Source organism: Streptomyces zhihengii (assembly GCF_016919245.1).
Taxonomy (GTDB): domain Bacteria; phylum Actinomycetota; class Actinomycetes; order Streptomycetales; family Streptomycetaceae; genus Streptomyces; species Streptomyces zhihengii.
Map to the genome: position 1 here is coordinate 4,594,193 of NZ_JAFEJA010000001.1, position 15,233 is coordinate 4,609,425.

Annotated in this window: 11 protein-coding genes; 4 read left to right on the plus strand and 7 right to left on the minus strand. The window is 75.2% G+C overall.

Going from position 1 to position 15,233, the window contains the following annotated elements:
- Positions 1-92: 92 nt before the first annotated feature.
- Positions 93-1,010 carry a MurR/RpiR family transcriptional regulator gene (locus tag JE024_RS19360; protein ID WP_205374786.1) on the minus strand — a complete coding sequence of 306 codons (918 nt, stop codon included), beginning with the start codon at positions 1,008-1,010 and terminating at the stop codon, positions 93-95.
- A 67-nt stretch (positions 1,011-1,077) separates the two neighbouring features.
- Between JE024_RS19360 and JE024_RS19365 the strand changes: the two genes are divergently transcribed.
- Entirely contained in the window at positions 1,078-1,434 is a 357-nt protein-coding gene (locus tag JE024_RS19365; RefSeq protein ID WP_205374787.1) for a DUF8819 family protein, read from the plus strand.
- The gene (locus tag JE024_RS19370; protein WP_205374788.1) at positions 1,431-1,700 is read left to right on the plus strand and encodes a DUF4031 domain-containing protein; all 270 of its coding nucleotides are present in this window, start codon (positions 1,431-1,433) and stop codon (positions 1,698-1,700) included. Before JE024_RS19365 ends, JE024_RS19370 begins: the two co-directional genes overlap by 4 nt.
- A gap of 206 nt (positions 1,701-1,906) precedes the next feature.
- On the opposite strand, the gene JE024_RS19375 is transcribed toward JE024_RS19370, so the two are convergent.
- From JE024_RS19375 to JE024_RS19385, 3 genes are all read right to left on the minus strand, one after another.
- Entirely contained in the window at positions 1,907-3,130 is a 1,224-nt protein-coding gene (locus JE024_RS19375) for a Cmx/CmrA family chloramphenicol efflux MFS transporter (RefSeq protein WP_205376617.1), read from the minus strand.
- 88 nt (positions 3,131-3,218) lie between these two features.
- Entirely contained in the window at positions 3,219-3,926 is a 708-nt protein-coding gene (locus JE024_RS19380) for an HD domain-containing protein (protein WP_205374789.1), read from the minus strand.
- Between the two features lie 424 nt (positions 3,927-4,350).
- Positions 4,351-6,621 carry a heavy metal translocating P-type ATPase gene (locus JE024_RS19385; protein WP_205374790.1) on the minus strand — a complete coding sequence of 757 codons (2,271 nt, stop codon included), beginning with the start codon at positions 6,619-6,621 and terminating at the stop codon, positions 4,351-4,353.
- Between the two features lie 248 nt (positions 6,622-6,869).
- Between JE024_RS19385 and JE024_RS19390 the strand changes: the two genes are divergently transcribed.
- Positions 6,870-7,568 (plus strand): copper homeostasis protein CutC, encoded by a 699-nt coding sequence (locus JE024_RS19390; RefSeq protein WP_205374791.1) that lies wholly within the window; start codon positions 6,870-6,872, stop codon positions 7,566-7,568.
- A gap of 423 nt (positions 7,569-7,991) precedes the next feature.
- Here the strand turns inward: JE024_RS19390 and JE024_RS19395 are convergent, their stop codons facing one another.
- Entirely contained in the window at positions 7,992-10,154 is a 2,163-nt protein-coding gene (locus JE024_RS19395; RefSeq protein WP_372449818.1) for a HelD family protein, read from the minus strand.
- Positions 10,155-10,496: 342 nt separating this feature from the next.
- On the opposite strand from JE024_RS19395, the gene JE024_RS19400 reads away from it, so the two are divergent.
- Entirely contained in the window at positions 10,497-10,697 is a 201-nt protein-coding gene (locus JE024_RS19400) for a hypothetical protein (protein ID WP_205374792.1), read from the plus strand.
- An 82-nt stretch (positions 10,698-10,779) separates the two neighbouring features.
- Here JE024_RS19400 and JE024_RS19405 read toward each other — a convergent pair whose 3' ends face one another.
- A complete protein-coding gene (locus JE024_RS19405) occupies positions 10,780-12,435 on the minus strand; it encodes a DNA repair helicase XPB (RefSeq protein ID WP_205374793.1) in 1,656 nt (551 codons plus the stop codon).
- A 100-nt stretch (positions 12,436-12,535) separates the two neighbouring features.
- Entirely contained in the window at positions 12,536-15,139 is a 2,604-nt protein-coding gene (locus tag JE024_RS19410; protein WP_205374794.1) for a helicase C-terminal domain-containing protein, read from the minus strand.
- Between the last annotated feature and the right edge of the window lie 94 nt (positions 15,140-15,233).

Sequence of the window (15,233 nt, forward strand, 5' to 3'; positions counted from 1 at the left end):
TTTCTCGGGCGTACGGCGAGGCGGGGCGGATCGGGAGCGGCGGGTGCGGGTGCCGGGTGCTGGTGCGGGTGCCTGCGGCGGGTGCCGACGGGTCAGCGGCTGCGCGGGCTGTGGCGGTGTGCGAGTGCCTCGTACGACGCGGCGAGGGCAGGAGCCGCCGACTCGTAGGTGCGCTGCGCCACGCCGATGAACAGGCAGTCGACGACGAGCAGTTGGCTGGTCCGCGAGGACATCGCGGCCGGGCGCAGCTCGCTCTCGCGGGCCGTCGAGGTGGTCAGCACATGGTCGGCGTACTGCGTCACGGGGCCGTCCGGGCGGCCGGTGATCGCGACCGTCGTCGCGCCGCGGTCGAAGGCCACCCGCAGCGGCTCGATGACGTCGCCCGTCGACCCGGAGTGGGTGATGGCGATGGCGACGTCGCCCGAGCGGAGCTGCACCGCGTTGGTCACGGCGAGGTGGGGATCGGTGTGGGCGTGGGCGATGAGCCCGATCCGCAGCAGCTTCTGCGCCAGGTCCATGCCGACGAGCGAGGAGGCGCCGACGCCGTAGATGTCGATCCGCCGGGCCGTGGAGGCCGCGGCGACCGCCGCGCCGAGCTGCACGGTGTCCAGGCCGGCGGCGGTGTCGGCGAGGGTCTGCTGCTCGTCGTAGGCGAGCTTGGCGACGACGTCGCCTATCGGGTCGTCGACGGCGATGTCGGTGGTGAGGGCCGGCGCGCGGCCGGACTGCTGGTGGGCGGCGAGGCCGGCGAGGGCCAGGCGCAGGTCGCGGTAGCCGGGATAGCCGAGGAGACGGGCGGTGCGGACCACGGTCGCCTCGCTGGTGCCCGTGAGCTCCGCGAGTCCGGTGACCGTGAGGGCCGCGCAGCCGGCCGGGTCGTCGGCGACGGCTTCGGCGACCCGCTGCATGGAGCGGGTCATGGACGGGGAGAGCGTACGCACCTTCGCCGCGAGCGCGGCGGGGGCGGGCGGTGCCTCACCGTTGAAAATTTCCTTCACTGGATAGGTCACCTATGAAAGGTATTTTCAGAATTCGCCCCCCGTCAAGACCCCCGGGCGGCGCGGGACAATGGGGCCCATGGACGAGACGAACCCGCTGGAGCAGGCCCTGCATGCCGCCCGGGCCATGGTCCTCGCGGACCTCGCCGCACGTGATGTGGCGGACGCGGACGTCGTCTCCCTCGTGGAGGACGCCGTCACGCACCGCCGCTGGTGGGTGGAGCAGTGGCCCGACGGGGCCGCCTTCGTGACGGGGCTGGTGGCCCAGGACGTGCAGGACGCGCTGCTGGAGCGGTACGGCCGCTGGCCGCTGTGCCCGGTCTGCGACGCGGGCGACCCGCACGCGCTGGAGGTCGACCCGGAGCTGGGCGCCGATCCGCGCTGGGTGTGCGCGAAGGCCGGGGCCGTGGTGGCCCCGGTGGGCAGTCTGCGGTGACGGTCTACATCGACCCGCCGAACTGGCCCGGGCACGGGCGCATGTGGTCGCACCTGGTCAGCGACGTCTCCTTCGAGGAGCTGCACGCCTTCGCGGACGCGATCGGGTGTCCGCGCCGGGCGTTCGAGCGCGATCACTACGACGTGCCGTCGCACCGCTACGCGGACGCGGTGGGGGCGGGGGCGGTGGAGATCGGCTCGAAGGAACTGGTCCACCGGATCACGGCGGCGGGCCTCCGCCGCCCGAAACACCGCCCGCCGCCGTAGCGCTTCGGCCCCACGGGCGTGCGGCTCCGGGCGGCCGTTGTCACTCAGCCCGTCCGGGGTCCCCTTCCGGAGGCGGGCCGCGCTGTGCAACTCCAGCCCGTCCGGCGATCGAGGACACCGCGCGCAGCGCGGTGCCCCGGCCACCGGGCGCACCGGCCCCGTGCGCGCGGCCCGGTCCGGCGGGGGCCGAAAGCAGCGCGGCCCGGTCAGTCGGTGGGGCGGAGGGACGCGGGGGAGGGGGCCTCGATCGGGGACGGGGCTCCCATGGAGCCCGTCACCACACGGGAGCGGCTGTGCAGCCGCAAGGAGACGGCGACCAGCACGATCGCCACCAGCGTCATCCCCGCCCCCGCCCACGCCGTCGAGGCGAACCCGAGCCCCGCGTCGATCACGGTGCCGCCCAGCCAGGGTCCACCCGTGTTGCCCAGGTTGAACGCCGCCGTCGTCGTCGCGCCCGCCAGCGTCGGGGCCGCGCCCGCGCCGTTGAACATGCGCGCGTTGAGCGCGGGCGCCGTGTAGAACGCGGACAGGCCGAGCAGGAACGACAGGGCGACCACCGCGACCGGGCTGGAGGCGAACAGCGCGAGCGCCGCCAGCAGCACGGTGGAGGCGGCGGTGCCGGAGAGCAGCACGCCGAAGAGGTGGGCGTCGGCCACCCGCCCGCCGACCGTCGTGCCGACCAGCGCGCCGAGGCCGAAGAGCGCCAGCACCGTCGGCACCCAGCCGTCCGGCAGCCCGGCGACGTCGGTGAGCAGCGGCGCGAGGTAGGAGAAGGCGCAGAACACGCCGCCCGCCGCGAGCGCGGTCACCGCGATCGACAGCCACACCTGCCGGTCGCGGTAGATCGACAGCTCGCCCTTCAGCCGGGGGCGCTGCTCGGGCAGCGGGATGCGCGGGATGAGCGTCACCACGCCGACGAGGGCGATCGCGGACGCCGCGCCCACCGCCCAGAACGCCGAGCGCCAGCCCAGGTGCTCCCCGAGGAACGCGCCCGCCGGGACACCCAGCACATTGGCGATCGACAGTCCGCCGATCATCACGGCCATCGCCCGGGCCCGTGACGTCCGGGGCACCATCGCGATGGCGACGGCCGCGCCCACGGCCCAGAAGCCGGCGCACGCCAGCGCGCTGATCACCCGCGAGGCGAAGAGGATCTCGTACGTGGGCGCCAGCGCCCCCGCGATCTGGCCGACGCCGAACACCGAGATCAGCGTGACCAGGGTGGTCTTGCGCGGCAGCCGCAGCGTCGCGACCGCAAGCAGCGGCGCGCCGACCACCATGCCGATGGCGAACGCGGAGATCAGCAGCCCGGCGCTGGGGATCGAGACGTCCATGTCCTCGGCGATCGGCGGCAGCAGCCCGGAGAGCATGAACTCGCTGGTCCCGAGCGCGAAGACGGACAGGCCGAGTATGTAGACGGCGAGCGGCATACGGGTGCCGGCGGGTCGTGCGGAAGGATCGGGCATGACAGGTGCCAACGACGGCGTCGTACCTGTCATTCCCCGGGGCCGGGGCGTCTCACGATGCGGCCAGCAGCTCCAGCTCCACGGTGAGGTTGTGGCGGGCCGCCCGCTCCCAGTGCTCCCGTCCGTACGGGGTGCGGAACAGCGCGGGCAGCGCCAGGAGCTGCCGCAGCACCGCGGCCCGCCCGTCGCGGAACGCCTCCTCCGGCACGAAGGCGTACTCCTCGCGCACGGCCGCCGCGTAGGCGGCGTACGCCTGCGGGGCGGCGGCCAGGATCGCGAGGTCGGCGTCGCAGAGGGCCTCGCCGTCGGCGTCGCCGGGGGCGGGGTCGTGGGTGACGGTGAGGCGCACCAGCCGGGCGACCTCGGCGGTGCGCCGCTCGTCGACGCCCAGCTCGGCGAGGGCGCGTTCCGCGAGGCGGGCGGAGCGCTCCTCGTTCTCGGAGCGGTCCGGCAGGTAGACGGCGTCGTGGAACCAGGCCGCGAGGCGGACGACCGCGGGGTCGTGGGCGTGGTCCGCGAGCTCGTCGATCCGGTCGAGGACGGCGACGAGGTGGTCGGTGGTGTGGTATCGGCGCTGCGGTTCGGCCCAGCGGGCGAGCAGGGAATCGGCGTACCGGTGGTCGGGGTCGGGGTCGGGGTGCCTGGGCCCGCCCGTGCCGCCCGTGCTGCCCGCGGCATCCGTGTCGAGGGCGTCGAGCAGGGTGGTGCGCCAGCGCGTGCGGAGGGCGTCGTGGGCGGGGTGCGCGGGGAGTGCGGGCATGCGCCCATTGTGCCGCCGACGGGGGTGGCTCAGCGGGGTGCGGGGCGGAGCCCCGCCGGAGCGGGCTGCGCGTGCAGCTCGGCTGCGCGCCGGTGGCCGCGGCACGCCCTGCGGGCGTGTCCTCAAGCGCCGGACGGGCTGGGTTCTCGCCGGACGGGCTGGTTCTCGGTGCCGCCGTGGATCAGGTGCGCGCCCGGTGGTCGAGGTACGGCCTGCGGGCGTGTCCTCAAGCGCCGGACGGGCTGGGTTCTCGCCGGACGGGCTGGTTCTCGGTCCCGCCGTGGATCAGGTGCGCGCCCGGTGGTCGAGGTACGCCCTGCGGGCGTGTCCTCAAGCGCCGGACGGGCTGGGTTCTCGCCGGACGGGCTGAAAAAGCGGCGCCCTCCCGGGAGGGAGGGCGCCTCGGGTGTGAGGGCGGCGGTTCTCAGGTCGTCGGGCGGAAGCCGCGGAGGCGGAGGGAGTTACCGACGACGAAGACCGAGGAGAACGCCATCGCCGCCCCCGCGATCATCGGGTTCAGCAGGCCCGCCGCGGCCAGCGGCAGGGCCGCGACGTTGTAGGCGAAGGCCCAGAAGAGGTTGGACCGGATGGTGCCGAGGGTGCGGCGGGAGAGGCGGATCGCGTCGGCGGCCGCGTTCAGGTCGCCGCGGACCAGCGTCAGGTCGCCCGCCTCGATCGCGGCGTCCGTGCCGGTGCCCATCGCCAGGCCCAGATCGGCGGTGGCGAGCGCGGCGGCGTCGTTGACGCCGTCGCCGACCATGGCGACGCTGCGCCCCTCGGCCTGGAGACGGCGGACGACGTCCACCTTGTCCTCGGGCATGACCTCCGCGATGACCTCGTCGATGCCGACCTCCGCGGCGACCGCCTCGGCGACGGTCCGGTTGTCCCCGGTGAGCAGGATCGGGGTGAGCCCGAGGGCGCGCAGCCGGCGGACGGCCTCGGCGCTGGTGTCCTTGACGGCGTCGGCGACCTCCAGGACGGCGCGGGGCTCGCCGTCCCAGGCGACGGCGATCGCGGTGCGTCCGGTGCGCTCCGCCTCCTGCTTGGCCTTGGCCAGGCCCTCCGGGAGAGCCATCGCCCAGTCCCCCAGCAGCTTCTCCCGCCCGACGAGCACCGCGTGCCCCTCGACGACGCCCTGCACGCCGAGGCCGGGCACGTTGGCGAAGTCCTCGGGGGCGGGCAGGGTGCCGACCCGCTCGCCGGCGCCGGCGGCGACGGCCCGGGCGATGGGGTGCTCGGAGGCGTTCTCCACCGCGCCGGCCAGGCGCAGGACCTCGTCCTCGGTGACGCCCTCGGCGGTGTGGACGGCGAGCAGGGTCATCCGGCCGGTGGTGACGGTGCCGGTCTTGTCGAGCACGATCGTGTCGACGGAGCGGGTGGTCTCCAGGACCTCGGGCCCCTTGATCAGGATGCCGAGCTGGGCGCCGCGGCCGGTGCCGACCATGAGCGCGGTCGGGGTGGCGAGCCCGAGGGCGCAGGGGCAGGCGATGATCAGGACGGCGACGGCGGCGGTGAACGCGGCGGTCAGTCCGGAGCCGTTGCCGAGCCAGAAGCCGAGGGTCGCGAGGGCGAGGCCGATGACGACGGGGACGAAGACGGCCGAGATCCGGTCGGCGAGGCGCTGGGCCGCGGCCTTGCCGTTCTGCGCGTCCTCGACGAGCTTCGCCATCCGGGCGAGCTGGGTGTCGGAGCCGACGCGGGTGGCCTCGACGACGAGCCGGCCGCCGGCGTTCAGGGTGGCGCCGGTGACGGTGTCGCCGGTGGAGACCTCCACGGGCACGGACTCGCCGGTCAGCATGGACGCGTCGATCGCGGACGACCCCTCGACGACGGTGCCGTCGGTGGCGATCTTCTCGCCGGGGCGGACCAGGAAGCGGTCCCCGACCGCGAGCTCCGCCGTAGGGACGGTCACCTCCCGGCCGCCGCGCAGCACGGTGACCTCCTTGGCGCCCAGTTCCAGGAGCGCCCGCAGGGCCGCGCCCGCCTTGCGCTTGGAGCGGGCCTCGAAGTAGCGGCCCGCCAGGATGAAGGCGGTGACGCCGGCCGCGGCCTCCAGGTAGATGTTCCCGGCGCCGTCGCCGCGGGTGACGGTGAACTCGAAGGGGTGGGTCATCCCGGGGGTGCCGGCGGTGCCGAAGAAGAGCGCCCACAGGGACCACAGGAAGGCCGCCGAGGTGCCGACGGAGATCAGGGTGTCCATGGTGGCGGCGCCGTGGCGGGCGTTGGTGAACGCGGCGCGGTGGAAGGGCCAGGCCGCGTAGGTGACGACGGGTGCGGCGAGGGTCAGGCTCAGCCACTGCCAGTACTCGAACTGGAAGGCCGGGACCATGGCCATCGCGATCACGGGCACGGAGAGGAGGACGGCGGTGATCAGACGCTGCCGCAGGGGCGCGAGCTCGTCCGGCTCGTCGGCGTCGTCCTCGGAGCCGGCCTCGCGGACGGGGCGCACGGGGGCGGGCTCGTGGGCGGTGTAGCCGGTCTTCTCGACGGTGGCGATGAGATCCGCCACGTCGACGCCGTCGGCGAAGGAGACCTTCGCCTTCTCGGTGGCGTAGTTGACGGTGGCCTCGACGCCGTCCATGCGGTTGAGCTTCTTCTCGATCCGGGCCGCACAGGAGGCGCAGGTCATGCCACCGATGGCGAGTTCCACTTCGCGGGCTTCGCTGGTGGCCGGGTGAGCGGCTGCGGTCGGCATCTCCGGTGCTCCTTCGTCGGTCTCGTATCCTACTGCGAGGATACCCCCTGGGGGTATCTTGCACCTCTTGTATACCCCCTCCCTGTATATGAGGCAAGCGCCGACGGGGAATCCGAGGGGTGAGGGGGTCGTGTGCTGCTGCCTGGGAGCCGGATGGGCATTAGGGTGGACATTGGACTAGACCTGTTGGGCGGGCTCGTCGGAGCCGCGCCGCCCCGTTAGCCGTACTTCCTGGAGGAATGGGCCCCATGAGCAACCGTGCACTCCTTGAGGTGATCGCCCTCGACGCACAGGACGCGGTCGCCGCCCGGGCCGGTGGAGCCGACCGGCTGGAGCTGGTCACCGACATGGCGGCCGACGGCCTGACCCCGCCGACCGAGACCTTCCGCCGCATCCGCGACGCCGTGGACATCCCGCTGCGGGTGATGCTCCGCCTCACCGACGGCTTCGCCGCGGGCGGCCCCGACGACGTCGACACCCTGGTGCGCACCGCGGCGACGCTGCGGGACGCGGGGGCCGAGGAGTTCGTGCTCGGCTTCCTGGACGACCACGGGCTGCCGGACCTCGTCACCGTCGAGCGCCTGGTGACCGTCATCGACGGCTGCGCCTGGACGTTCCACCGCGCCATCGACCGGGCGGCCGACCGCGACGCCCTGCGCAAGCAGCTCGCGGACGTCCCCGGCCTGGACACCTATCTGACGGCCGGCTCCCCGGCCGGGGTGGACGACGGACTCCCGACCCTCGTCGCCGAGGCGGCCCGCCACAGCGAGCCGGGCTACGAGCCGACGCTGCTCGTCGGCGGCGGCCTCCGGCTGGAGCACGTCCCCGAACTGCGCCGGGCCGGGCTCACCGCGTTCCACATCGGCGGCGCGGCCCGCCCCTCGGGCTGGACCGCCCCCGTCTCCGCCACCGCCGTCCGCGCCTGGCGCGACGCCCTCGACGCGTAGCCCTCGGGCGGGCGGCACACCCGGGGCCTGCTCCCGGGGGCGCGACCGCCCCCGGCGGGCTTCCCGGCTCCCGGGGCAGGGCCGCCCGTGCGGGCGAACACCTGCGGTGCCCCCGGCGCCGCCGGGCCGCTGGGGGGCGTCCCGTGGCGGCACGCGTACCGCCCGCGCGAGCGAGCTCCCCGGGGTGCTGCCCGGCCGCTCGCGGCCGCCGGGTGCTGCCACGTGGGCTTCGCCCGTACCGCCCGCACGGGCGAACACCTGCGGTGCCCCCGGCCCTGCCCCGGCCCCCCGGGCCCCCGGCGCCGCCGGGCCCGCGGGGGCCGTCCCGTGGCGGCGCGCGTACCGCCCGCGCGGCCGAGCTCCCGGGGTGCCGCCGTGCCGCCCCGGGCGGGCTTGCCGGCGCCCCGCCCCCACGGCCAGTCCTCAGGAGAGCTGGGCGGGCAGCGGGGTCGCGTGGAGGACGGCGAGGCCGGAGACGGCCCTGGTCAGGGTGACGTAGAGGCGGCGGAGGCCGGTGCGCTCGTCCGGTTCGCCCGAGACGATCGCGGACGGCTCGTCGAGGACGACGTAGTCGTACTCCAGGCCCTTCGCCAGGGAGGCCGGCACCAGCGTCAGCCGGGACTCGGCCGTGGTCTCCTCGCCCGGGGAGAGGTACGGCATCCCCGCGGCGGTGAGTGCGGCCGCCAGCACCGGGATCCGGGCGTCCGCCGCGATCAGGCCGATCGAGCCCTCCCGGCGCAGCGACTGCGCACAGGCGGCGAGCACCGCCGCGTCGAGGTCCGCGGCCTCGGCGACCGCGTCGACCGACAGCGAGCCCGGGTTCTCCCGCACCGAGGAGACCGGCGCCAGGCCGGGGGACATGTGCGGCAGCAGGCGGGAGGCGTAGGCGATCACCTCGCGGGGGACGCGGAAGCCCGCCGTCAGCTCCTCGACCACCGCCTCCGGCTTCCCGAGGTGCGCCAGGGCCTGGGCCCATGAGCCCGTCGCCCACGGGGTGGTGCCCTGCGCCAGGTCGCCGAGGACGGTCGCCGAGCCGGTCGAGCACCGGCGCCCCACCGCGCGGTACTGCATCGGCGACAGGTCCTGGGCCTCGTCGAGCACGACATGGCCCAGCGAGTGGGTGCGCCGCACCAGATCGGTCGCCTCGTCGATCAGCACCGCGTCCGCCGCCGACCACTTCGCCGTCCGCACGCTGCGCGGCGGCTTCTCCATCAGGATCGCGGCCTGCTCCGCCGCGTCCAGCTCGCCCTCCGCGTGCTCCGCGAGGAAGGTGGCGTCCGACAGCAGCCGGAGCACCAGCTTCGCCGGTTCGACGGGCGGCCAGATCGCCTTCACGGCCGCCTTGACCGCCGTGTTGCGGGCCACCGCGTCCTGGACGCGGTCGTCGGGGGCCTCGCCCGACTGCTCCATCCGCACCAGCACGGCGTGCGCGATCCGCTGCGGCAGCGCCTCGCGCGCGGCGCCGTAGCGGATGTCGCGGTCCAGCAGCTCGCGGACGATCTCCTCCAGTTCGTACGCGGGGATCCGCCAGCGCCGCGAGCCGCGCACGACCACGACCGGCTCGGTCGGCAGCGTCACATGCGAGCGGATCGCCCGGCGCAGCACCCGCGCCATGCGGGCGTCGCCCTTCACGACCGCCGCGGGGGCCTCGTCGGCGCCGCGCACCTCGACATGGGCGACCAGGTCGTCGACGGTCGCCTGCCGCACCTCCAGCTCGCCGAGCGCGGGCAGGACCTGCTCGATGTAGTGGAGGAAGGAGCGGTTCGGCCCGATGACGAGCGTGCCGGTGCGGGCCAGGCGCTCCCGGTGCGCGTAGAGCAGGTACGCCACCCGGTGCAGGCCCACGGCCGTCTTCCCGGTGCCCGGACCGCCCTGGACGCAGACCGAGCCGGACAGCCCGCTGCGGACGATCTCGTCCTGCTCGGGCTGGATCGTCGCCACGATGTCCCGCATCGGACCGACACGCGGCCGTTCGATCTCGGCCTGGAGCAGCTTCGAGGTCTGCTCGGCCTCGGCGGGGTCGGTCAGGTGCTCGTCCTCGTACGCGGTGAGGTCCCCGGCGGTGTAGCCGAAGCGCCGCCGCAGGCCCACGTCCTGGGGGTCCTTGCGGGACGCCCGGTAGAACGGCTGCGAGACGGGCGCGCGCCAGTCGACGACCATCGGGTCGCCCTCGGCGTCGTGGACGTGGCGGCGGCCGATGTAGAAGCTCTGGCCCTCCTGGGCGGAGTGGAGGTAGTCGAGGCGGCCGAAGAACAGGGGGGTGTGCGCGAGGTCGGCCAGCGCCTTCACCCGCTCGTCGATCTGGGCCTCCAGCACCGCCGCGTTGACCCAGTTCGCGGTGACGTCGCGGATGTCGAGCGCCTGGACGTCCTCGCGCATCGCGCGCAGCGCCGAGCGGGACGCCGCCAGGTGCGCGCGTTCGCGCCCGAGCGGACCGCCGTCGACGGCCCCCGGACCGCCGTCGGGCCGCGGGGTCTCGTCGGACTGCGGGGCCTCGTCGGAACGCGGGGCTTCGTCGGACTGCGCGGCGGTGGGGGACGTCGACGGCGGGAGCGGCGTCGAGGGTGCGGGGACGTGCGCGGGCACGGGTTGCCTCCGGGCTGGGTGCTTCGTGATCACGAACATGGCGAGCCGGCCGGTTTCCGTCCGGGCGGCGGCGCTCCTCGGCGGGAGGCGGGGGATCCCGGCCGAAGCCGGGCAAGCTCGCGATTGTAGTCACCGCCCCGGGCCGGGGCGAACGGTTTTCCACGGGGGCGGGCCGGGGCGGGGCGGGTGGGCCAGGAGGTCCCCGGGGGGACTCGGGGTCGCGCCTCCTCCTTGATGGGGACCCGGCGGGGTGGGCGTCTGTCCCGAGTCGTACACGGCGCCGCCCGCGGTTCGGTCCACGGGCCGATGCTCCGTACGGGTGAAAAGGGACACCATGGAGACATGAGCACAGCGACCTTCACCCCAGGCACCCCGGCCCCCGGCGGCGCCCCGCACCGCGGTGCCACGGCCACCGGAACCGTCTCCCACCCCCGCCACCGCGTCGGCAACGTGCTGCGCGCGGTCAAGGTCTTCGCCGAGACGGTGTTCTCGGTGGCCGTCCTCGGCGAGTACGCGCAGGAGGCGGGCGTCCGCCGCCGCTGACCCCCGCCCGCCCCCGCCGCGAGCGCCCCGGAACAGCCGGTCCCCGGACCGCCCCCGGGACGGCCCGCCCCGCGGCCCGGCGTCAGGCCGGTTCGCCCGAGTCCGCCAGCAGGTCGTCCGCGTCGACGATCCGGTACGCGTAGCCCTGCTCGGCGAGGAACCGCTGCCGGTGGGCGGCGAAGTCCTGGTCGATCGTGTCGCGTGCGACCACCGAGTAGAAGTGCGCCTTGTGGCCGTCCGCCTTCGGGCGCAGCACCCGCCCGAGCCGCTGGGCCTCCTCCTGGCGCGAGCCGAAGGTGCCGGAGACCTGGATCGCGATCGTGGCCTCGGGCAGGTCGATCGAGAAGTTCGCGACCTTGGACACCACCAGCACGCTGATCTCGCCGTTGCGGAACGCGTCGAAGAGCTTCTCGCGCTGCGAGTTCGGCGTCTCGCCCTTGATCACCGGCGCGTCCAGGTGCTCGCCGAGCTCGTCGAGCTGGTCGATGTACTGGCCGATGACGAGGATCTGCTGGCCGGCGTGCTTGCGCACCAGCCGCTCGGTCACCTTCCGCTTGGTGGCCGTCGTCGCGCAGAAGCGGTACTTCTCCTCCGTCTCGGCCGTCGCGTACGCGAGGCGCTCCGAGTCGGTGAGGTTGACCCGGACCTCGACGCAGTCCGCGGGCGCGATGTAGCCCTGCGCCTCGATCTCCTTCCAGGGGGCGTCGAAGCGCTTGGGGCCGATCAGCGAGAAGACGTCCGACTCCCGGCCGTCCTCGCGCACCAGCGTCGCGGTCAGACCGAGCCGCCGCCGCGCCTGGAGGTCGGCGGTGAACTTGAAGACCGGCGCGGGCAGCAGGTGCACCTCGTCGTAGACGATCAGGCCCCAGTCGCGGGAGTCGAACAGCTCCAGGTGCGGGTAGACGCCCTTCCGCCGGGTCGTCAGCACCTGGTAGGTGGCGATGGTGACGGGGCGGATCTCCTTCTTCGTCCCGCTGTACTCGCCGATCTCGTCCTCGGTCAGCGACGTCCGCTTCACCAGCTCGTGCTTCCACTGCCGGGCGGAGACGGTGTTGGTGACGAGGATCAGGGTCGTGGCCTTCGCCTGCGCCATCGCACCCGCGCCGACGAGGGTCTTGCCCGCGCCGCACGGCAGCACGACGACACCGGAGCCGCCGTGCCAGAAGCCCTCCACGGCCTGGGTCTGGTAGGGGCGCAGCGCCCAGCCGTCCTCGGCCAGGTCGATGGGGTGGGCCTCGCCGTCCACGTAGCCGGCCAGGTCCTCGGCGGGCCAGCCCAGCTTCAGCAGGGTCTGCTTGATCTGCCCGCGCTCCGAGGGGTGCACGGCCACCGTGTCCGGGTCGATCCGGGTGCCGACCAGCGGCTGGATCTTCTTGGACCGCAGGATCTCCTCCAGCACCGGCCGGTCGGTGGTGGTGAGGACGAGCCCGTGGGTGGGGTGCTTGCTGAGGGTCAGCCGGCCGTAGCGGGCCATCGTCTCGGCGATGTCGACGAGCAGCGCGTGCGGCACGGGGTAGCGCGAGTACTCGACCAGCGCGTCCACCACCTGCTCGGCGTCGTGCCCGGCGGCCCGCGCGTTCCACAGGCCGAGCGGGGTGACCCGGTAGGTGTGGATGTGCTCCGGCGCGCGCTCCAGTTCGGCGAAGGGGGCGATGACGCGACGGCAGGCGTCGGCCAGTTCGTGGTCGACTTCGAGGAGAAGTGTCTTGTCGCTCTGGACGATGAGGGGACCGTTCACGCCTGCGCCCTTTCGGTTCGAGCCTTCGACGAGGCCAAACCTCCAGTGTGCCGCATGATTGCCCGGTGCGGGCGGGGTCCGCCCCGCGGGGGCCGGGGCGTCAGTCCTCCACCAGCTCGGCGACGCCCGTGATGCGGTGCAGCGGATACGTGCGGACCTCGTCCGCCGTGTGGTCGTAGCCCGTCACGAAGCCGCCCTCCACCCGCACCGGGGCGATCACCCGCTGGCTGGCCGCGCCGTCCGCGTTCACATAGCCGATCCACAGCGCCGAGCCCGTCAGCGCCGCCGCCTGGACGGTGGCCAGGGTCTCCGCGGCCGTGGTGCGCGGCAGCTCGCCGTCGGCCGGCGGCGCCGAGGCGCCCGCGCCCGCCGGCCGGCGCTCGACGGTGGCCGCCAGGTCGCCGGCCCGGATCGCCTTCACCGCGGCGCCCAGCAGCGTCCGGTCGGGCAGCGGAGGGCCGTCCGGCACGGGCACCGGCGCCGTGCGCGGGGGCGTGCGCCGGGCGTGGGCGCGGGTGATCAGCACATCGCCCTCGGCCGACTCGGCGGCCGGGGCGTAGCCGAGGGAGCGCAGCCCCTCCAGCAGGGCCGCCGGGTCCGTCCGGGCGGCGAGCACGGTGGGCGCGAGCCGGCGCAGGCCGAGGCCCTGCGAGCGCCGGTCGGCCAGGATCTCCCCGAGGACGGTCTCGTCGTCGCAGCGCACGTACGCGGAGGCGGCGCCGACCCGGAGATGGCCGTGCCGCCGGGCCACGTCGTCGATCAGATAGCTGAGCGGCTGCGGCACCGGCGTACGGGAGTGCGCGGCGAGGAAGGCGTGCAGGTCGGACGCGCTCCGGCCGGCGTCCAGCGCCCGGCGCACCGACCCGGGGGTGAAGCGGTAGACCGTCGCGCCGCCCTTCGACTCGACGTCCGCGAGCACGGAGAGGGCCTCGGCGAGCGGGCGCTCCAGCGGCCCGGGGGCGACGGCGGTGAGGTCGGCCTGGAGCAGGACGTGGTCGAGCGGTTCGGGCAGCAGCGGCGTGAGCAGGGCGACGGCGTGCGCCCGGCGCGCGTCGTCCCCCGCGCCGCCGGTGCCTCTGCCGGTGCCAGTGTCTCTGCCCGTACCGGTGCGGGTGCCGGTGCCCGACCCGGTGCCGTAGTCCGCCGTGCCCGACCCGGTGCCGTCGTCCGCCGTGCCCGAGCCGTCGGCGTCGTCGTCCGCGCCGCCGAGCAGCGCCCGCGCGGGGGCCGCCAGCGCGCCCCGGCCCGTGATGCCGAGCAGTTCCGCCTCCGACAGCGTCCACTCGGTCAGCCGCGCCCTCAGGTCCCGGGCGCCGGTGCCCAGGGCGTCCCCGCGCAGCGGACGCTCCCACCGCAGCCGGTCCTGGAGCGACCGGGGGTCGGGCGCGGCGCCGTCGGGGAGCGCGGCCAGCAGCCGGAGCACCCGGTGGCGGACCTCCGGCGCGGCCGAGCGGTCCAGCTCCGGACCGAGCGCGGAGAGCGTGCGCCCCTTGGAGTCCTGCCCGCCGACCAGCCCCGGGGTGCGGGTCGCCGCCAGCCAGGCGGTCGCCAGCACCGCCCACCGCCGGGCCGCGGGCAGCTCCAGCCACTCGTCGTACGCGGGGGTCGGCGCGTACCGCTCGTCCACCTCGCCGTCCGAGGCCAGCAGGCCCGCCGCATAGGTGAGTTCCAGCCAGAATGCGGCCAGCGGCTCCGTGGTGTCGAGCGCCGCCGCGGTGCGCTTGAGGTCCCGTACGGACAGGCCGCCCGCGCGCAGGACCGCCGGGCCGCCCTCGTGCCAGTCCTTCAGCAGGTCCTCGACCGTCGCCAGGGCCGTGTACGCCTGCCCGGCCGCCGCGCTGTCCACAACCTGTGGACGGCGTTCGGCCGCCACCACGACGGCGGGCGGCACCGGTTCGGGCGTGCGGTGCGCCCGGCCCGCCCGCAGATGCAGCGCCGCCTCCCTCGGCAGCACCACCGTCCGGGGCGACGCGGGCAGCAGCAGCCCCCGGTCCCGCAGCCACCGCACCGGCGGCGCGGGCGAGGCCGTCACCTCGCCGTACGGCGGGCCCCACACCAGCCGGTCCAGCACCGAGAGGGCCTCGGACGGCGCCGTGTCCAGCAGCCGCGCCATCCGCTCCCGGTCCGTGAACAGCGACGTCAGCGCGGCGACCGCCGACACCGGGTCATGGGTGGCCGGCAGCCCGGCCTCCGCGACGATCTCCTGGAGCCTGCCCGGCGACATGCCCGCCGTCGCCTCGGCGACCGTCGGCCCCAGCCCCGTGGGCGAGGGGCGGGTGGGCTGCGGGGCGAGCAACTCCCGCGCGGTGCGCACCAGTCGGAGCCGGTCGTCCTCGCCCCACACCAGCGCCTGGCGCCGCAGCTCGGCCAGCGCGCCCGGCAGCGCCGCCGCGACCTCGGGCACCGGTTCGTCGCCGGTCAGCAGACCGAGCAACTCCCCGTACGGCGCCGGGTCCGAGGCCACGGCCAGCGCCTCGGCGGTCTGGAGCGCGAACCGGTCGAGCCGCTCCAGCGCGCGCACCACGGAGGCGCGGGTGCCGGCCCGGGTGGCGAGCTGGGTGACGTCGTTCGGCACCGGGCTCAGCAGATCGGGGCGCGCGCGCAGCAGCGCGGCCAGCTCGTCGTCGGCGCGGGCGCGCAGCGCCTCGGCGAGCGTGCGCGGCGCGGTACGGCCGGCCTGCGAGCCGCCACGTGAATCGGGCATCGTCCCCATCCGCCCCACGGTAGCCGCTGGAACGCTACCGTCGGGGGCAGGGCGGCCCCGGTCGCTCCTCGTCGCGCACGCCGGCAGCGTCACG